The organism is Curvibacter soli (assembly GCF_029211125.1).
In the GTDB taxonomy this organism is placed as follows: domain Bacteria; phylum Pseudomonadota; class Gammaproteobacteria; order Burkholderiales; family Burkholderiaceae_C; genus Curvibacter_A; species Curvibacter_A soli.
The window spans coordinates 146,811-163,638 of record NZ_JARGEN010000026.1; the positions used below are offsets into that span (position 1 = coordinate 146,811).

A 16,828-nucleotide genomic window follows, 5' to 3' on the forward strand; every position below is an offset into this window, starting at 1 on the left:
ATGGGGCGCCGTGGAAGCTCCCAACCGCTGGCCATCTGGGCTAATGGCGAACTGGTGGGCCGCTGGACTCCAGCCACCCGCCGGCCGATGGAGTTACGCTACGAAGATAGCTGGCTGGCATCTCGTTCCGCCCGGCCGTTGTCATTGTCGTTGCCCCTGCCACTTGTAGGCAACGAACCGATTCGTGGAGACCGAGTCGAGCACTTCTTTGACAACCTGCTGCCAGACCGCGGTGTCATCCGCAAGCGCCTGGCACAACGCTATGCCGCTGGCTCAGAGGACACCTTCGACCTCCTGGCCGCCATTGGCAGGGACTGTGTGGGTGCCGTTCAATTGCTGCCACTTGACGAACAGCCAACGGGCTTCAACCGCATAGACGGAGAAGTCCTTGACGAGGAGGCCGTGGCTACCCTTCTGCGCAACACCGTCAGGACAGGCCAGTTCGGTCATCAAGGTAAGGAGCAGGACTTCCGCATTTCAATTGCTGGCGCGCAGGAGAAGACTGCTTTGCTGCGTCATGGGGGCAAATGGTTGAAGCCGCTCGGTGCCACACCCACCACGCACATCCTCAAGCTGCCCCTGGGCCTGGTCGGCAACATGCAAGCTGATATGCGCACATCGGTCTACAACGAGTGGTTGTGCTTGAAGCTCATGGGCGCGTTGGGGTTCGAGGTAGCCAACGCGGACATCGTCACTTTTGCTGACCACCCACCGGTACTGGCAGTGGAGCGATTCGACCGCAGGATGCATCCATCCGGCACATGGTTGCTCCGTCTACCCCAAGAAGACTTCTGTCAGGCGCTGGGCGTGACCCCCGCCAAAAAGTACGAAGCCGACGGTGGTCCAGGAATTGAGCAGCTTGCCCAGGTGCTCAATGGCTCCCAAAACGCGCGCGCCGACTTGAAATCATTGCTGTCAAGTCAAGTGGCCTTTTGGTTGCTGGCCGCCACCGACGGTCATGCCAAGAACTTCAGCATCCGCCTTTTCGCGGGTGGCAGTTATGCGCTCACGCCGATGTACGACGTGCTCTCCGCGTGGCCCTTCATAGGTAATGGGAAGAATCAACTGGCGTGGAGAAATGCCAAACTGGCCATGGCATTGAGCGGTAAGAACCGCCACTACGATTTGGCGACCATCATGCGACGTCACTTCAACGCAACGGCTGCCAAGTGTGGCTGGGGCGAGAACGCAGAGGACATCATCAGCGAACTGCTTGCCCGGGTTGAACCGGCCATCGAGGCGGTCACCCGGCAGTTGCCTCCGGGTTTTCCGCAAGATGTGGCTGTGGCCATCTTTGAGGGCGTGCGTAAACAGGTCAAGCGCCTCGCGGGACAACCGCCAACCTAGTGCAGTGTTCAACGCTAAGCAGCACATAAAACCGCGCCTTTTGACGCATGGCGGCGTTGCAAATCCTCGCGATAGCGACGGCCATCGCTGTGGTTTGCGCCTTGCCCTGCGCCAAAACGCATCGCTTTCATTTGTGCCGCCAAGCATCGAACACTGCACTAGTCCCAAACGAACGGCGCTCCTCGTCTAGGAAGCAGTTTTCAAACCATCGCTACACGTAGTGCATCACTGTTGATGCGCTACTAAGGAAATTTGATGAGTCTGAACATCGCAAAACTGCTGGCGACATTGAGCTTGCGCGCGATTGGGGCAAAGCACAGCGCTGATCCTTCAGCCGAAAAATCCGTTCGATGCCGAGGGATTTGAATCCGGACGCCTTGCGGAGCGGCGGTCGGAGCGAATGATGCCAAAAATCGCCGCGACGACTCAGGAGGTTGGCGGTGACGCCGCCCCACCCATCTTCCACGCTGGAATGTCTCACGACGTTCCAGTGCATCCAATCCAACCGCAAACCAGATGGTAGAAACGATGGTAGATAAAAACAAAAAACGCCCCGAGAGGCGCTTGTTTGCTTGCTTACTGGCGGAGAGGGTGTCCCTCTAACCCGTAATCTCATGTTGTCCCGAAACGTCCGAAAACACCCATATAAATCAAATACTTAGGAAATCATTGTTGTCTTGCGTTATCCCATAAAACCCCGCACAATCGCACCATGCTGCGGGGGACAATGCGGGGGACGTTATCGCCAGCCTGCAGCCCGTTCGTTTGATTCGAGAAAGAGGCCGCTATGGGAAACATCAACCGACTGACTGCGCTGCAGGTTCAAAAGCTGAGCAAGCCGGGCTATCACGCCGATGGTGCTGGCCTGCATCTTTGCGTCAAAGCGACCGGCGGGAAAAGCTGGATTTTTCGCTATCGGTTCGGCGGCAAAGAGCGCGAGATGGGCCTGGGGCCGCTGCACACGGTTTCGCTCGCTGAGGCACGCGAGAAAGCACTGGCACAGCGCAAGATGCTGCTAGACGGTGTGGATCCATTGGCAGCAAAACACGCCAGCGAAGTGCAGCGCAAACTGGCTGAGGCGTCTGTCATTACGTTTGACACTGCAGCGACCAGCTACATCGCCAGCCACCGGGCAGGCTGGAAGAACGAAAAACACGCTGAGCAGTGGACTAACACCCTCACCACCTACGCCAGCCCCGTTTTTGGTTCGTTGCCAGTCGCAGACATCACGACACCGCTGGTTCTGCGCGTGCTGGAGCCGATATGGACTACAAAAACTGAGACTGCATCGCGGGTTCGTGGTCGTGTCGAGAAAATCCTCGATTGGTGCAAAACGCAAGGCTATCGGACGGGGGACAACCCGGCGGCGTGGCGTGGGCATCTTGAGAACCTGCTGAGCGCACCACAAAAGACAAAGAAGGTCGAACACCATCCGGCGCTGCCCTGGCGTGAAATCGGCGCGTTCATGCAGGCGCTTCGCACCATGCCCGGCACTGCTGCCCTGGCGACCGAGTTCATCATCCTGACCAACTGCCGCACATCCGAAGCCATCGAGGCGCGTTGGGCAGAGATCGACATAGGCGAGAAGCGTTGGACTATCCCAGCCAGCCGCATGAAAGCCGCAAAAGAGCACACCATCCCATTGTCTGATGCGGCGCTGGCAGTCCTGCAGCGTCTGAAAGCAGAGACAAAAGAGGGCGAGTTCGTGTTCCCCGGCGGCAAGAAAAACACCCCGTTGTCAAACATGGCCTGTCTCGCACTGCTAAAGCGCATGGGCCGCAGCGACCTGACGGTTCACGGCTTCAGATCAAGTTTCAGAGATTGGGCTGGCGAGGCTACTGCGCATCCCCGCGAAGTCATAGAGCACGCCATGAGCCACCAACTGAAAGACAAAGCCGAAGCCGCCTATCAGCGCGGGAGCCTGCTAGAGCGTCGTCGTGTGCTGATGGCCGACTGGGCGCAATACTGCGCAAAGCCTGCGGCGACCGGCGTCGTCGTGCCCCTGCAAAGCGCGAAATCGGCCTGACACTTTTCACGCAACTGCTGACCGAAACCGATTTGACCTACATAACCTACAAACCGAAAAAATGACAACACGCGCAAAACCTGATTTTTCCGTGGGCGGCGGCGGCATGGTTGACCCTGAATTCATCCCCGCAGACGTCCGGCGCGAACTGCTGCTGCATCTCGAAAAATCGCCATTGACGGGCGAGCAGAAAAAGGCGCTGATCCAATACGCGAACGACATGGGGCAGATGGTGATGGATGGCGAATTGCTGCCCGCACAAATACAGCGCACGCAGATCGAGCGCGTTGCAAACGAAGCGCGTCGTCTGCTGCAGGCCCTGAATCAACTGAGCGAGCCAGCCCGAGACTCTTTGCACGTGCATACTGATTCCCTAGCCTATGGGAGCCGCCCACCTGTCGAGCTTGAGCAGGCCGTCAAAGCGGCGATAAAGCAACCCGGCGGGAGCTTGCTGGCGACGGGCTGGGACTACGTAGAAGCGCTCGAAAAAGCCGCTGAATATGCCGCACAGCAATACACCATAGACACAACAACAAAACCAGAACAGAGCCGCGCGCGGGGTTTCGTGTCTATGCTGGCTGAGCACGTTCGTGGCATGACAGGGAAGCCCCCGCCGAAAGACAAAGCAAGCTGGTTTGCCTGTTTTGCGGCGTGCCTGGGTGAGCATCTTGCACTGCCTATCGGCCCGCGCGTCGTCGCGTCCGGCGTCACAGCCATACGTTGATAACGCGAGATAGTCCAACAACGTAGGGGCGCAAAAACGGGGGATTTTTGACACTGCTTTCATACCGCAGTCACAAGACAACGCGGGGCAACTTGAAAGCGAACAATGTCGCAAACCATCCCTCGGGCAGCACGCCCGAAACACGCTGCCGAAATCCTCGGCGTTGGCGTGTCAACCCTGTGGCGCTGGGCAAAAGAGCGCGCCGACTTCCCTAAAGCGCGTCGTCTGTCGAGCCGCTGCACAGTGTTCGACACTGGCGAGCTTGTCGCATGGCGCGATGCACAGAAGGGCGGTGCAAAGTGATCGGCAACACCCAGAAAGCACAAAGCCCGGCGGCAACCGGGCTGAGCGCAAACGAAAACACAAGCACCAGCATTCTAGACCAGAAGCGCGAGACGACGCTAATGGCACGCTTCGCCATAAAGGGCGCTGCGGTTCACCGTCTGGCCGATGGCGGGTTCATCGTTGCGCAGTGGGGCCTGACCCGTCACTGTGCCGACTTCGCTGCGCTGGTCGGTTTCGCCCGTCAGATGGGGGTGATCTAAATGGTCATTCAGCCTCCTGTTAAACAGCCCCGACAAGTTGGCGCACCTGTTGCAAAGCACGGTCGTGCCCAAGAAAAAGCCTTCGCAGCCAGTACAGCATCGCTTACCGGCGAGAGCGTGCGCAGCATTCAACGTCACCTTGCCCGCGCTGAAGCCTTGGGCGACGACTTGGATCGGATTTTTGGCACCAGTCTCGATAAGGGCGTGGAGCTTGATGCTCTGATAAAGCTGCCAGAGCAAGCGCGCAAAGATCTTATCGAGCGTGCGCAGTCAGGTGAAAAAATCAGCGCGGTCAAGATTCTTGCGCACGAAGAGAGTGAGTTTTTCGAGGTCAAGCTGAAGGCCAAAACGCTGCAGGCGCTGCACCGCAAGTTGCAGGCGGCGCTGGCCATTGTCGAGTCGCACCTGGCGAACGAGGTGGAGGCGAAGCAATGAGCACACCATCAAATAACGAAGAGTTCCTGCAGGCCGTTTTTGCTGGCCTGACCGAGCCGCATCGCCCGTTCGTTTTGGGCTTTGATGGCAAACCGAAAGAGCGCAAAGCCTGGGGCGGCAATCCGTGGCAGTTCGGCAAGACCAGCACGGAAAACCCGAGCCTGAACTGGTATTTCACGCTAGCGACGTATGCCCCCGATGACGGCTACCACCGACAAGAAAAGCACTGTGCAGGCATATACGGCGTGATGTTGGATGACGTCGGCACAAAGGCTTTGCCCTTGGAGCGTCTGGCCGCCTGCCCGCCATCCATCGTGATCGAAACCAGCCCCGGCAACTATCAGGCGACCTACCTGTTCGACCAGGTGCAGACCGACCTGAGCCGCGTCAAAGCGCTGAATCAGAGCATGGTCGAAGCTGGCATGTGCGACCCCGGCGCTAAGTCACCGCCGACCCGCTGGGGCCGTCTGCCGTTCGCCAGCAATGGCAAGACCGAACCCGCGTTCGAGTGCAAGCTGGTCGAGTTCCACCCCGAGCGGCGCTACACCATCGACGAGATTGTCGAGCGCCTGGAATTGGCACCGCCGATTGAATCGCGCAAGAAAGCACCAGGCCGCAAAGCTGCTGCAATCGACCGCAATGCAGACGGCGTTTATGTGCCCCGCCCAGACGAAAACGAGGTCATTGCGGCGCTGAAAAAACGCGGGCTTTATAAGCAGCCATTGGGCAGCGGCAAACACGACGTTTCTTGTCCGTGGCGGGGGGAGCACACTGACCAGATCGACGGGGGCGCAGCCTACTTTGAGCCGTCCGACCTGTACCCGGTGGGCGGTTTCAAGTGCCAGCACAGCCACGGCGACAAATACCGCATAGGCGCTTTGCTGGAGCACCTGGCCGTGACGTTTCAGGCTGCAAAGCACCGCCCGACGATCAAGGTCGAAGCGGGCGAGCTGCATCGCATCGTTGACGCTGCCGAGGCCGTGCTGGCTGAAAGCGCCCGTTACTACCAGCGTGGCGGTTTGATTGTGTCGGTCAACACCGCCCCCGAAAGCGGCGCGACCAGCATCAAGCCTGTGTCGCAGCCTGCACTGGTGCGAGCGCTGTCTGGCTGCGCGTCCTGGCTGCGTTACGACGCCCGCGCTGAGGATTTTGTGACCAGCGACCCGCCTGCGCGCCATGTGCAAGTTCTGTTCGACAGCGAGCGTTACGAGCACTTGCCAGCCCTGACCGGCATCGCACGCCAGCCGCACCTGCGCGCCGATGGCAGTCTGGTGCGAGAGGCTGGTTTTGATGCGGCGACGGGCTTGTTCGGTGTGTTTGATGCGCGCCTGTTTGATGTGCCAAACAAACCTACACGCCAGCAAGCGCTGCAGGCCCTGGCTGAGCTTCGCGCGCTACTGACCGAGTTCGCGTTCGCCAGCCCCGCCGATGAAGCTGCAGCCCTGGCTGGCATCCTGACTGCTGCCATCCGACCGAGCCTGCCAGCCGCGCCGATGTTCCACGTCCGAGCCCCGCAAATTGCCAGCGGCAAGAGCTACCTGAGCGGCATCATCTCTGCATTCGCCGGGCCGGGCACACCGTCTGCAGTGGCTTTCCCAACCAGCGACGAAGAGTGCCAAAAACAACTGCTGGCGCTGCTGCTGGAAGCCCCGAGCGTGGTCGTGTTCGACAACCTGACCACCGACCTGATCCCGTTCAAGTCGCTGTGCAGCGCGCTGACCGAAGCGTTCCTGACGGGCCGCATCCTGGGTGTGAGCAAGACGGCGACGGTCGGCACGCGGTCACTGTTCCTGAGTTCGGGTAACAACGTTGGGCCGGTCAAAGACATGGCGCGGCGCTGCATTACGGTTTCGCTTGACCCGCAAGTCGAGACACCAGCAACCCGGCAATTTACTGGCGACCCGCTGGCCGCTGTGCGGGGCTACCGTGAAAACTATGTTTCGCTGGCCCTGACCGTCATCCGTGCATGGATTGCATCGGGCGAGGCGCACATCAACTGCAAGCCCCTGGCGAGCTATTCACAGTGGGGCGCATGGGTTCGCCAGCCGCTGCTGTGGCTGGGCCTGCAAGACCCTGCAGAGCGCGTGTTCGAGCAACTGGCGCAAGACCCCGACCGCGAAACGCTGGGCCGTTTGTTGGCAGCGTGGCAGCGCGTACACGGCAACCGCCCTGCAATGATTCGCGAGGCTGTATCTGCAGCCGAAACGGGCTTTGCAGACGATGCAAAGAACCTGCGCGAGTGCCTGCTGGAAATCAGCGAAGAGCGCGGCGAAATCAACCGCCGCCGCCTGGGCCGCTGGATTGCACGGCATCAAGGCCGCATCGTTGACGGTTTGCGGTTTGTCCGGGCATCCGGCACAACGTCTGCAGAGCGCTGGGCCGCTGAATCGGTTATGTCGGTTTCGCAGGTTAGTTCTAGCCATCCGGTCGAAAGTGTCACAGACGACGAAACGGATAACGAGCCGGTCGAGGTGCTGCTGTGAGCGACGCGACCACCTTAATCAGAAAAGCCCTTGATGCTGGCATCGAACTGCAGTTCGTTGACGGTCAACTCAAAGTAACCGGCAAGCGCAAGGCGGTCGAATGCTGGGCATCAAAGCTGCGCGAGAACAAGGCGGCGCTGATCGCTGTGCTACAGCCATGCGAGCCTGCTGCGATTGACTGGCGCGAACTGGATCGAGCCTACCAGCTACATCACATCAACTGTCCGACCTGCATTGCTGCAGGCCGCGGCGCGCGGTATGGCCTGCGATGCGGCACTGGCGCGGCGCTGTGGTCGGCATACCAAAACAACGGAGGAACGCAATGACACCGACAGGAACCACCATGCACCACATTCAAAAACACATCACACAGATTCTTGACGGCGAGGCACCGCCGCGCCACGACTCGCCCGAGCTGGCTGGCGTCCTGGCAGACATTCGGGCCATCCTGCGCGACCGCCATGCGCAGCAAGCGCTGGGGCTTTTCGTTCTGCAAATGGTCAACGCGGGCATTCGATCCGGCCTGAACACCGAGAAAGCGATGCTGCGCGCGAAGGGGCAAAGCCATGAAGAATGACTCCCCCGCAGTGGCCCGATTCATGCGCCGCCAGCAAGTCGCGTTCGAGCTGGGGATATCCCGTCACACGCTGAACCGGATGCTCAAGCGAGACACCACGTTCCCGCGCTTCTTCGAGCTGACGCCCGGCATTGAAGTTATCGCCGCCGCCGACTTCGAGCACTGGCTTCGGAAAAAACACCGCGCTTCCCTCATTGCCCCGAGCTGATCCCCATTGCACCGCGCTGCAACGCAATGGCGTATTGCGGCGCGGGCGGCACATGAAAGATGCTCAAGGCTCAACACTTTTACAGAAAGAACCCATGTCACGACTCGCAGAACTTCGCCACGAACACGACCAAATCAGCGCTCGAACCAAAGAGCTGTTGGAGCAATACCCCGGCAACAAGTGGGGCGCAGCACAGTCAAACGAATGGGATAGCCTCATGTCCCGCGCTGGCGAGGTGCACGCTGAAATCACGGCCGTGCAGGCTGCTAACGAACAGGCTGGCCGCGACTGGACAAACGAGGCCGGAGGCACAGTCAAAGTGCTGCGCAATGCGGCAGACTTCCGCGCGCACTACGCCAATAAGCCTGGCACCGCAGGCCGCGGCGAGCAGATCCAGATTAGCGACTTCCTGCGCGGCGTGGCTGGTATGAAAACATCGGCAGGCGTGTCTGCTGCTCTGAGTGTTGGAACCGACAGTTCGGGCGGGTTCGCTGTGCCATCTTTGGTGATGCCGCAAATTCTGGAAGCGCTGGTTCCAGCCAGTTCGCTGCTGTCTGCTGGCGCTGGCATCGTGCCCTTGACCGAAGGCGCAAAGCAGTACACCACCGCCGCCGTGGACAACATCCCCACCGCCGCATGGCGTCTGGAGTCGGGCAACCTGGCTGAGAGCGCGCCCACGTTCCGCGCTGTGGTGGCAGCACCGAAGAGCCTGGCGTTCTATTTCAAAGCAAGCCGCGAACTTCTTGCCGATGCTGCGAACATGGACGCGGCGCTGAATGTCGCCATCGCGCAAGCATTCGCCAAGGAGCTGGATCGCGCCGGCCTGCGTGGCACCGGCACCAACCCCGAGCCGCGCGGCATCTTGAACACGGCCGGCATCAAGGCCGTGAGCAACGGCGTCAATGGTGCTGCCCTGGCTGGCTATGGAAACTTTTTCACCGGCGCGCAAGAACTGCTGGCAGCCAATGCCCCGATGCCCACCGCCGCCATCATGAGCCCCCGCAGTCTCGTGAAGCTGGGCGGGCTGACCGACACCACCGGCCAACCCCTGCGCCGCCCTGAGATGCTGAGCGGCATGACCATGCTGAGCACGTCCGCAGTGCCCAACAATCTGACCGTGGGCACCAGCACAGACTGCAGCGAAATCTACATTGGCGACTTCACGAAGCTGGCATTCATGATGCGCGAACAGGTGAGCATCCAAGTTGCCAAAGAGGCATTCGCTACCACCGGCGAAATCGGCTTTGTCTGCCACGTCCGCGCTGATGTGGTGCTGACACATCCGGCCTGCTTCGCTGTGGTCACCGGCGTCCGCGCGTAAACAAAACGGCCGTTACTCGGAGAGTGGGCCGCGTGAGAAAACCCCGAGAGCGCACAGCGGTTTGCTTCAGCCGCGTGGTGCGCACATCAAGCCTTGCCGGGTTCGCCTGGTGGGGCTTTTTGTTCATTGATGCAAGGGGGGACCGGTCAAACCCTGCGCGCCCCGACTGGGAACCGGCATGTCCAAGCTACGTTCAAAAGCCTGTATTTTTGAGGAATCACCATGCCCAGAAAATCCGCCGCCGCACTGGCAACACCGACCATATTCGACACGAAGCGCCCGCCCCCGCCCGCTGGCCTGCCCCAAGACGCTGCTGCGCTGTGGGTTTCAATCTGCGCCGGGCTTGATGCGAACTACTTTTCGACCGGCGACCTGGTGCTGCTTGAAGCGCTGGTTATGGCAGACCATCACAAGAGGCTATGCGATGCCCTGGTGCTGCGCGACGGGCCTATCCTGGCCGATGGCAGCGTGAACAATGCCGCGAAGCTGAGTAACCAGTACGCTGCAACGATGGCCGCGCTATCGGGCAAGCTGAGATTGTGCAAGTCTGCGACGACGCGCCCCGAAAGCGCCGGGCTTAAAAAGGCGCTGCACAGCGGGTTGAAGCCGTGGGAAAGTGACCCCGAAATGGCAGAGTATTTCTCATGAGCCGGACACCCGAGCAGAACCTAGACGGGGTTATGCGTTACTTGAGGCACATGGAACCCAAGCGCGAACAGTTCGAGCAGGTGACGCGCTATGACATTGCAGCGTTGCAGGCCCGCATGGATTGCATGGAGGCGCACATTGCCCAGCTAGAGGCGCGGATTGATGAGCTTGTGCCGTAGGGTGGGGGGCACGGTCAAACCTTACAACCCTCGAACCGGCGACACCCCATTGCTTTGCACGCAGAGAAAATTTTCCCCTTTTGAAATCAATCAAGTTTCAGCAAATCATGGCAGGACACGGAGGCCGCAGGAAAGGCGCTGGAAGGCCCGCAGGCAGTCGCAACAAGCCGCGCCTGATAGATGGCCTGCCCATTACAGACTGCCCTGCAAAATGGCTTTTGGCGCTGGTCAACCGCAACGATGCACCGATGCGCCTGCGTGTCTCTGCAGCCAAGGCGCTGATGCCATTCATGCACCCGCCGTGCTGATCTACATGCACCGACCGAAGCCCGCCCTGTGCGGGTTTTTTCTTGCCTGCCGTGGGGCGCGTCCTACGTGAACGGAATTTTTCGTCCACCTACCGAGCCTGGAGCCACCCCTCAAACGTGGCGATTGCGGAGGCGGTGGCGGAGCGGCTGCAGGGGCCTGTCCTGCACTGGCGACCACGGCAACGCCGCTGTGCAAGTAGGTTATGTCGCTTTTGAAGGTTTGCCCCGGCGCAACGCTGGAAAGTGTCGGCGCGAAAAAAACGACGGTGCTGTTCGTTCTTGACCGCATGAATCGCAATCTGCTGCGGGGGACACTGCGGGGGATGATCGGCCAGAAAAGAAAAAACCCTAAGTGAATCAATCACTTAGGGCATGTTCTGGCGGAGAGGGTGGGATTCGAACCCACGGTAGTGTTGCCACTACGCCTGATTTCGAGTCAGGTACATTCGACCACTCTGCCACCTCTCCCACAGTCGAAGGCGCGATTCTATATCAGTTATCCATGGCGCTCGCGCGCCACCCGCGACGCATGAAACTGGCGCAGCCCAATGCCAGGGATACCGCGCAACCGGCTTTGCCGGGCTGCTGGTATCGCCCCCGGCGAGGGGTTGGTGGCCACACGCAGTGGGCGAGCCTGGGGGAGTGTTCCATCTCAGGATGCGCGCAGGGTTTGCGTGCCGCCCAGGTAGGGGCGCAGCACCTCATTCGGAGCAGTGGGATGGGTAGTCTGGCGGGTAGATGCACCGATGCCGCGTCGTCGCCCAGGCGAAACATCGTAAGCGGACAAGTGCTCAAGCGCCACCCGAGGGCTGGCGCCTGAAGAGCATCATGCAGCAGACGTCTGACTGATCAGCATCTGACGAAGACCGTATGCGCACCATAGCAGGGGCGCCGCAAGCCAGCCGCAAACCAGAATCAGCGCAACGCCTCGCTCGCTGCCTGTGCTCATCCAAGACACCAGGCCTATCAACGCGAGGCCCAACAGCACCGAGACTCCTCGCTGCAGTTGCCCCAGCGCCCAAGGGCCAACGTTCTCAAAGTCATTCCGGGAATAGCGTGCCCATTCTCCTGTAGCGAAGCGCCCCATGAAGAACAGCAGAGCAAGCAAAACGACGCCAGCGAGAGTGAACGCTGACACACCAAAGATCACACTAAACAAGTACTTTGTCCATTCGAACGCGCCCCAGTTGTAAGCACACACTCCTGCGAGCATGCCGCCAAGAATCCAAGCAGGTCGGAGTGAAGATGTTGTGATGGCCATATTGCTCTGATGCACGATAGTCGATGGGTATGTTGGTGGGTAGTCGTAATACGACTAAATGGATGTACGATTAATCCTAGAAACGGCAGTTGAACCAATCGAAAAACTGAAAAAACCCAATATCCATGCGGGTTTCCAAAGACTTCGCGTGACTGCAGAGCAGTTCCAAATGGGTGAGTCTGGAAAGCATGGAAACCCAATGCGTGACAGGCACTTGCTCGAATTTTGGGGATTCAACTGCCGGAAATAGGTTAATTTGGCATCACAAACCACGCTGTCATGGGTGCCAAGGAAAACACACACCTGAAAGGCACTATGTACGAGATCTACCACTCCGAGCACGACGACCAATGGCGCTACACCCTGGGCACCATCGGCAAGCGTCCGCTCATCACCATCGGCCTCAATCCCAGCACGGCCACCCAGGAGAAACTGGACAACACAGTCACCAAGGTGGAGAAGGTGGCCCAGCAATGTGGATTCGACAGTTTCATCATGCTGAACCTCTACCCGGTGCGGGCCACCGATCCCCAAGACCTGCCGTCCAAGCCTGCGCCCATGGCCTGCGAGCGCAATCTGGAAGAAATCGAGAAGATCATTGCCCAGTACCCCAATCCCACCATCTGGGCTGCCTGGGGTGAGTTGGTGATGAACCGCCCGTACCTCTACCGCACCCGGGACGAGCTGTTCGAGCGGCTGGCGAAATACAACCCTCAGTGGCGCCGATTCGGTGAGCTGACCGCCAACGGCCACCCGCGTCACCCGCGTGGCCTGAGCTATAGCTGGACCCTGGAACCCTACGAGCTGGCCTGAACAGATGGCGGGTAGCTCTACCCGCTGCCCTCCCCTCCATACTCCCCATCGCCGGGGAGTCTCCGTGTCTCGCGTCGCAAGAAAACTCGTCCTCTGTCTCGTCCCTCAAGACAGCGTGCCCGCTCCGGACACCCCCTCTCCGCCTCTGAAAAAAGCTATTGAAAATCAATGACATAGGAGTCATTGATATGAAATTGATAGCAATCAACTCAATAAACTTGGGGAGAGGAGAGCATCGCCTTGCCCCATGCGGGTTCCGGGACGATGAAATCGAAATTTCCTACAAGCTCTCCAAATTCTCCAGAGTGGCGGTCAAGGAGGAAACTCGATTGACTGCACCGAACACGCCTGCGCCCCTGCAGGTCGTCTATCTCCACCAGCGCGACGCCGGGATGATCGCCCGCTACCGCGCCTGGGCTGACTGGCTCTCCGAGGGCCGAACTCGCGCCGTCGAAAGTGAGCTGATCGCCATGGATGGGGGTGACCCTGCTCCAGCCCTCTCTCGTGCCTCGGTGTGCGAGTGGCAGGTACTGATCTATGAGCCCCCTGGCTATCCCCGTCCTGCATCAGCGGAGGTGCAGCCATGATGCCCCGCGAACCTCGCAAGGAACTGGGTGCGGCGCAGGTCGCCGCCCTCTGGCGCCGTGGCACCAACCATGTCGGCGGCGTGCGTGGCCTGATCCTCAATGTCACGATGTATGGCTCACGCAGTTGGGTGCTGCGCTATCAGGTGGCAGGCAAGCGACGAGACCTGGGCCTGGGCTCGTATCCGTCCGTCACGCTGGCGGATGCACGGGAGGCGGCTCGGGCTGCCCGTGCCAAATTGGCGCAGGGCATTGACCCTATAGAGGATGCACGCAGAGCACGTGCCCGTCTGGTCGCAGAAATACACACCAGCATGACATTCGGTGAAGCGGCCAAGCGCTATATCGCCTCGCATGAGAAGGGCTGGAAGAACGCCAAGCACGCGCAGCAGTGGCAACGGTCGCTGGATATGTACGCCACGCCTGTACTGGGCAAGATGCCTGTGCGGGACATCTCGCTGGCGATGGTGCTCAAGGTGCTGGAGCCAATCTGGTCCAGCAAGACGGAGACCGCTACCCGCCTGCGCAGTCGCATCGAATCCATCATCGACTGGGCCATTGCACGGGGCTACCGTACCGACTCCAATCCTGCGCGCTGGAAGGGGCTGCTGGACAAGCTGTTGCCTGCTCCGGGCAAGGTGACGAAGACGATGCATTTTCAGGCGCTGCCCTATGCGCAGTTGCCAGTATTCATGGAGCAACTGGTGGGCCAGGAGGGGATAGGTGCCAAGGCCCTGCTATTCCTGATCCTGACGGCAGCCCGCTCCGGAGAAGTTCGCGGTGCCACCTGGGAGGAAATCGATCTGGCTGCGCGGGTATGGACCATCCCCGCTGAACGCATGAAGGCCAGCAAGGCCCATCGGGTGCCGCTGTCGGATGCAGCTATCGCACTCCTGCAAGAAATGAAAGCACTCGCCCTGGCAGCGGGACGCACCACGGGCAAGGCGTATGTATTCCCAAGCCCTAACAGCCGCGATCCTGAACTGGGTAGTGCGCTCTCGGACATGACGCTCACGGCGGTACTCCGTCGCCTGAAGCTGGAGGCAGTGCCCCATGGGTTCCGCTCTACGTTCCGCGATTGGTGCGCGGAGCAGACCGACTATCCGAACGAGGTGGCAGAAATGGCACTGGCCCATACGGTGGGCAACAAGGTGGAGGCCGCGTACCGGCGCGGTGACCTCCTCGCCAAGCGGCAGCAGCTCATGCAGGACTGGGCGGACTACGCCCTCGGTCGCCGCGCAGGAAATATGACCGACGGTCATAGCTCTGACCCACTCGCATCAACACGGGCCAACACACCCAATCAGCACAACAACGCAGAGGGAGCAATGCAATGAAGAACTATCTCGCTACCAAATGGCAATCTCTCCGTGCGTGGTCATCGGCAACCTGGGGGCAGGGTCGTCTCGGCAAGGCGAAGGTGGTCCTGGCCTGGTATGGACTCGCGGTGGTGATCATTGCCCCTGTCGCACTACTCATGCCGGGCGTGCAGCTGGAGTTGCGCTCTGACATGACAAAGCCTGCCCTGCTGTGCCATCAGCAGCAATCATTCGATGAAATCATTGGTGCCACGGACGTGACCAACCAAGCCCTGCTGGAGAAATTTCGCCACAGACCGGAGGTGCTGACGCGCATCGTCACCAGCGACAGCTACATGCAACGCAGTAGCTGGGTCTTCCAGCAAGAACTGATGCGCAAGATCGCACGCGGGCAATGCCGTGAGGTGACGCATGGAGATCCAGTGAAAGCGGACTGGATGGAATGGCAATCATCAAAGGATGCCGATCACCTCAAACCCAAGCGCATGCTGGTCACCTACCAAGGGAAGACATACTGGGCATATGCCGGGCAATGGCAGAAGGTCACGGGCAACGCTGTGGCAGCAGAGAATCGCGCGCCACTCATGATCTCTCGCAAATCACAAGATGGGAATGATCGCTCGCCGCCGCCAGTGGTGGATGAAACCCAGGCCCAGACCAGTATCAAACGGCGTCCTGTCCCGCCATTCGCTCGCAACGAATCCTATGCACAGGTGCGGGTGGTGCTCATGCGTGATGGCTGGCAGCCCATGATCTCCAAAGATGCAGATCAATGCATGGAGGGAGACACCCGATGCGAGGGCCGTCCGGAAATGCAGACCTGTAGCGGGTCAGGGCTAGCTATGTGTAGATTCCGCTGGCAACGGGATGGGCAACAACTGACCATATGCACCGCTGGCGAGGAGCAGGCTATGTTCCACAGCATCTGCGAATGAGGGCACCATGACCATCAACAACATAGCAAGAAGCCACCTCCTCGTGCCGCTCTGCATGATCGCAGGGGTCTGGATGGGGGAGGCCATGGCGGGCACCTCGGAGTGCTACGCGATCGAGGATGCGGATAAGCGGGCGTACTGTCTGGCGCAGGTCAAGCGGGACTCTGGAAGTTGCTACCGCATCAAGGATGGTGACAACCGCAACCAGTGTCTGGCGGAAATCAAAGGATCGCGGGATCGTTGCTACGCGATCAAAGACCACGATAGCCGCAAGGCGTGTCTGGCACGCACGCGCTAGAGCTACCCAAAATCAGCCAGTCCGCAGCCATGGCCATCGATCTTGGTAGCTGCGTGCCTTGGCCTCAAACTGCCGCGTGTCTGGATACAAGGGATTGATCCGCAGCACCCCTGCGGCTAGGTCCTCCAGCCCATCAGGGGCATATAGCTCCCCTGAAGCCACATCGACCCCCACGCGAGTGCAGGCAACTAGATAGCGATCAATGCCGTCCCGTGCATTTCGGAGCTGTGGATACGGTGCATTGAATCGTCTCTCGTACCAAAGATGTACCCTGGCCTGATTCCGCACCTCAACCTTGGCACCTAGGTCAGCAGTTGCCTCCGATACGAGCTGGATAACCCGATCCTCAGCCTCCTCCGTGAGGTCGGAGTCATCGAAGTAAAACACGTCATAGTCATTGACACCCCAGTCCACAGGAGTGCCTGAACGGTAGTTCCATATCGCCTGAAACAAGCACCCCGCTGTGAGATGGCACTGGGGGATGCGCAGATCGCGAAGGCGGTGGAGCAGCTCCGTGTTGACAGGATTGCGGAGTGCGATTGCGAGGAACTCGGCAGAAGACAACGATGCTGGGTGCATCTGAAAGTTATATCAGCCCAGCGCCGTGGGCTAGCTAGCGCGACAGCCGCCTACACGTCACTCACGGCGATAGATAAGCTGGTGGGTAGAAATGCAAAACGGGCCGCTCGGGCCCGTCTGATATGAATACTTGCAGTGGAGGGTGGGATTCGAACCCACGGTAGTGTTGCCAGGGAGTGTCAGGATTTCTGTGTGCAAGGCGGTTGAATGTTAGCTGAGGTTTAACGGTTGTTGGATT

22 protein-coding genes and 1 tRNA gene are annotated in these 16,828 nt (G+C 59.7%); 20 read left to right on the plus strand and 3 right to left on the minus strand.

The features are described 5' to 3' along the window. The 15 genes from PY257_RS06655 to PY257_RS06725 all read left to right on the plus strand — a co-directional run bounded on the left by PY257_RS06655 (position 1) and on the right by PY257_RS06725 (position 11,157). Positions 1-1,347 carry a type II toxin-antitoxin system HipA family toxin gene (locus tag PY257_RS06655; protein WP_275740163.1) on the plus strand — a complete coding sequence of 449 codons (1,347 nt, stop codon included), beginning with the start codon at positions 1-3 and terminating at the stop codon, positions 1,345-1,347. 787 nt (positions 1,348-2,134) lie between these two features. Further along, positions 2,135-3,373, plus strand: coding sequence for a tyrosine-type recombinase/integrase (locus tag PY257_RS06660; protein ID WP_275740165.1), 1,239 nt, complete (start codon positions 2,135-2,137; stop codon positions 3,371-3,373). A 61-nt stretch (positions 3,374-3,434) separates the two neighbouring features. Next, positions 3,435-4,097 carry a hypothetical protein gene (locus tag PY257_RS06665; protein WP_275740167.1) on the plus strand — a complete coding sequence of 221 codons (663 nt, stop codon included), beginning with the start codon at positions 3,435-3,437 and terminating at the stop codon, positions 4,095-4,097. A 105-nt stretch (positions 4,098-4,202) separates the two neighbouring features. Continuing rightward, entirely contained in the window at positions 4,203-4,400 is a 198-nt protein-coding gene (locus tag PY257_RS06670; RefSeq protein WP_275740168.1) for a helix-turn-helix transcriptional regulator, read from the plus strand. Beyond that, positions 4,397-4,642, plus strand: coding sequence for a hypothetical protein (locus tag PY257_RS06675; protein ID WP_275740170.1), 246 nt, complete (start codon positions 4,397-4,399; stop codon positions 4,640-4,642). Before PY257_RS06670 ends, PY257_RS06675 begins: the two co-directional genes overlap by 4 nt. Next, on the plus strand, positions 4,643-5,077 hold the full coding sequence (locus PY257_RS06680; RefSeq protein ID WP_275740172.1) for a hypothetical protein: 435 nt from the start codon (positions 4,643-4,645) through the stop codon (positions 5,075-5,077). It abuts the gene before it with no gap. Continuing rightward, positions 5,074-7,560 carry a DNA-primase RepB domain-containing protein gene (locus PY257_RS06685; RefSeq protein ID WP_275740174.1) on the plus strand — a complete coding sequence of 829 codons (2,487 nt, stop codon included), beginning with the start codon at positions 5,074-5,076 and terminating at the stop codon, positions 7,558-7,560. The genes PY257_RS06680 and PY257_RS06685 overlap by 4 nt, the downstream gene beginning before the upstream one ends. Next, on the plus strand, positions 7,557-7,886 hold the full coding sequence (locus tag PY257_RS06690) for a hypothetical protein (RefSeq protein WP_275740176.1): 330 nt from the start codon (positions 7,557-7,559) through the stop codon (positions 7,884-7,886). The genes PY257_RS06685 and PY257_RS06690 overlap by 4 nt, the downstream gene beginning before the upstream one ends. A gap of 17 nt (positions 7,887-7,903) precedes the next feature. Then, positions 7,904-8,137 carry a hypothetical protein gene (locus PY257_RS06695; protein ID WP_275740178.1) on the plus strand — a complete coding sequence of 78 codons (234 nt, stop codon included), beginning with the start codon at positions 7,904-7,906 and terminating at the stop codon, positions 8,135-8,137. Further along, positions 8,127-8,345: a helix-turn-helix transcriptional regulator gene (locus PY257_RS06700; RefSeq protein ID WP_275740181.1), complete on the plus strand. Its 219-nt coding sequence runs from the start codon at positions 8,127-8,129 to the stop codon at positions 8,343-8,345. The genes PY257_RS06695 and PY257_RS06700 overlap by 11 nt, the downstream gene beginning before the upstream one ends. A gap of 94 nt (positions 8,346-8,439) precedes the next feature. Next, positions 8,440-9,666 (plus strand): phage major capsid protein, encoded by a 1,227-nt coding sequence (locus tag PY257_RS06705; RefSeq protein WP_275740183.1) that lies wholly within the window; start codon positions 8,440-8,442, stop codon positions 9,664-9,666. Positions 9,667-9,888: 222 nt separating this feature from the next. After that, positions 9,889-10,314, plus strand: coding sequence for a hypothetical protein (locus PY257_RS06710; RefSeq protein WP_275740185.1), 426 nt, complete (start codon positions 9,889-9,891; stop codon positions 10,312-10,314). Beyond that, positions 10,311-10,493: a hypothetical protein gene (locus tag PY257_RS06715; protein ID WP_275740187.1), complete on the plus strand. Its 183-nt coding sequence runs from the start codon at positions 10,311-10,313 to the stop codon at positions 10,491-10,493. The genes PY257_RS06710 and PY257_RS06715 overlap by 4 nt, the downstream gene beginning before the upstream one ends. Positions 10,494-10,573: 80 nt before the next feature. Beyond that, positions 10,574-10,801 (plus strand): hypothetical protein, encoded by a 228-nt coding sequence (locus PY257_RS06720; protein WP_275740189.1) that lies wholly within the window; start codon positions 10,574-10,576, stop codon positions 10,799-10,801. A gap of 203 nt (positions 10,802-11,004) precedes the next feature. Then, a complete protein-coding gene (locus tag PY257_RS06725; protein ID WP_275740191.1) occupies positions 11,005-11,157 on the plus strand; it encodes a hypothetical protein in 153 nt (50 codons plus the stop codon). 22 nt (positions 11,158-11,179) lie between these two features. On the opposite strand, the gene PY257_RS06730 is transcribed toward PY257_RS06725, so the two are convergent. Together PY257_RS06730 and PY257_RS06735 are read right to left on the minus strand one after the other, a co-directional pair. Then, a tRNA-Ser gene (locus tag PY257_RS06730) sits at positions 11,180-11,269 on the minus strand. Between the two features lie 358 nt (positions 11,270-11,627). Further along, on the minus strand, positions 11,628-12,062 hold the full coding sequence (locus tag PY257_RS06735; protein ID WP_275740193.1) for a hypothetical protein: 435 nt from the start codon (positions 12,060-12,062) through the stop codon (positions 11,628-11,630). 315 nt (positions 12,063-12,377) lie between these two features. On the opposite strand from PY257_RS06735, the gene PY257_RS06740 reads away from it, so the two are divergent. The 5 genes from PY257_RS06740 to PY257_RS06760 all read left to right on the plus strand — a co-directional run bounded on the left by PY257_RS06740 (position 12,378) and on the right by PY257_RS06760 (position 16,011). Beyond that, positions 12,378-12,875 carry a DUF1643 domain-containing protein gene (locus PY257_RS06740; protein ID WP_275740195.1) on the plus strand — a complete coding sequence of 166 codons (498 nt, stop codon included), beginning with the start codon at positions 12,378-12,380 and terminating at the stop codon, positions 12,873-12,875. Between the two features lie 158 nt (positions 12,876-13,033). Further along, the gene (locus PY257_RS06745) at positions 13,034-13,462 is read left to right on the plus strand and encodes a hypothetical protein (RefSeq protein ID WP_275740197.1); all 429 of its coding nucleotides are present in this window, start codon (positions 13,034-13,036) and stop codon (positions 13,460-13,462) included. Beyond that, positions 13,459-14,796, plus strand: a complete 1,338-nt coding sequence (locus tag PY257_RS06750) for a tyrosine-type recombinase/integrase (protein ID WP_275740199.1) — start codon at positions 13,459-13,461, stop codon at positions 14,794-14,796. The genes PY257_RS06745 and PY257_RS06750 overlap by 4 nt, the downstream gene beginning before the upstream one ends. Then, entirely contained in the window at positions 14,793-15,713 is a 921-nt protein-coding gene (locus tag PY257_RS06755) for a hypothetical protein (RefSeq protein ID WP_275740201.1), read from the plus strand. Before PY257_RS06750 ends, PY257_RS06755 begins: the two co-directional genes overlap by 4 nt. 7 nt (positions 15,714-15,720) lie before the next feature. After that, positions 15,721-16,011 carry a hypothetical protein gene (locus PY257_RS06760; protein WP_275740203.1) on the plus strand — a complete coding sequence of 97 codons (291 nt, stop codon included), beginning with the start codon at positions 15,721-15,723 and terminating at the stop codon, positions 16,009-16,011. 12 nt (positions 16,012-16,023) lie between these two features. Here the strand turns inward: PY257_RS06760 and PY257_RS06765 are convergent, their stop codons facing one another. After that, complete coding sequence (locus PY257_RS06765; protein ID WP_275740205.1) at positions 16,024-16,590, minus strand: nucleotidyltransferase family protein; 567 nt, start codon at positions 16,588-16,590, stop codon at positions 16,024-16,026. Between the last annotated feature and the right edge of the window lie 238 nt (positions 16,591-16,828).

Coding starts and splice junctions, on each gene's coding strand:
- PY257_RS06655 (WP_275740163.1), top strand. CDS start 1: ATGGGGCGCCGTGGAAGCTCCCAACCGCTGGCCATCTGGGCTAATGGC.
- PY257_RS06660 (WP_275740165.1), top strand. CDS start 2,135: ATGGGAAACATCAACCGACTGACTGCGCTGCAGGTTCAAAAGCTGAGC.
- PY257_RS06665 (WP_275740167.1), top strand. CDS start 3,435: ATGACAACACGCGCAAAACCTGATTTTTCCGTGGGCGGCGGCGGCATG.
- PY257_RS06670 (WP_275740168.1), top strand. CDS start 4,203: ATGTCGCAAACCATCCCTCGGGCAGCACGCCCGAAACACGCTGCCGAA.
- PY257_RS06680 (WP_275740172.1), top strand. CDS start 4,643: ATGGTCATTCAGCCTCCTGTTAAACAGCCCCGACAAGTTGGCGCACCT.
- PY257_RS06685 (WP_275740174.1), top strand. CDS start 5,074: ATGAGCACACCATCAAATAACGAAGAGTTCCTGCAGGCCGTTTTTGCT.
- PY257_RS06695 (WP_275740178.1), top strand. CDS start 7,904: ATGCACCACATTCAAAAACACATCACACAGATTCTTGACGGCGAGGCA.
- PY257_RS06700 (WP_275740181.1), top strand. CDS start 8,127: ATGAAGAATGACTCCCCCGCAGTGGCCCGATTCATGCGCCGCCAGCAA.
- PY257_RS06705 (WP_275740183.1), top strand. CDS start 8,440: ATGTCACGACTCGCAGAACTTCGCCACGAACACGACCAAATCAGCGCT.
- PY257_RS06710 (WP_275740185.1), top strand. CDS start 9,889: ATGCCCAGAAAATCCGCCGCCGCACTGGCAACACCGACCATATTCGAC.
- PY257_RS06715 (WP_275740187.1), top strand. CDS start 10,311: ATGAGCCGGACACCCGAGCAGAACCTAGACGGGGTTATGCGTTACTTG.
- PY257_RS06725 (WP_275740191.1), top strand. CDS start 11,005: ATGTCGCTTTTGAAGGTTTGCCCCGGCGCAACGCTGGAAAGTGTCGGC.
- PY257_RS06735 (WP_275740193.1), bottom strand. CDS start 12,062: ATGGCCATCACAACATCTTCACTCCGACCTGCTTGGATTCTTGGCGGC.
- PY257_RS06740 (WP_275740195.1), top strand. CDS start 12,378: ATGTACGAGATCTACCACTCCGAGCACGACGACCAATGGCGCTACACC.
- PY257_RS06750 (WP_275740199.1), top strand. CDS start 13,459: ATGATGCCCCGCGAACCTCGCAAGGAACTGGGTGCGGCGCAGGTCGCC.
- PY257_RS06755 (WP_275740201.1), top strand. CDS start 14,793: ATGAAGAACTATCTCGCTACCAAATGGCAATCTCTCCGTGCGTGGTCA.
- PY257_RS06760 (WP_275740203.1), top strand. CDS start 15,721: ATGACCATCAACAACATAGCAAGAAGCCACCTCCTCGTGCCGCTCTGC.
- PY257_RS06765 (WP_275740205.1), bottom strand. CDS start 16,590: ATGCACCCAGCATCGTTGTCTTCTGCCGAGTTCCTCGCAATCGCACTC.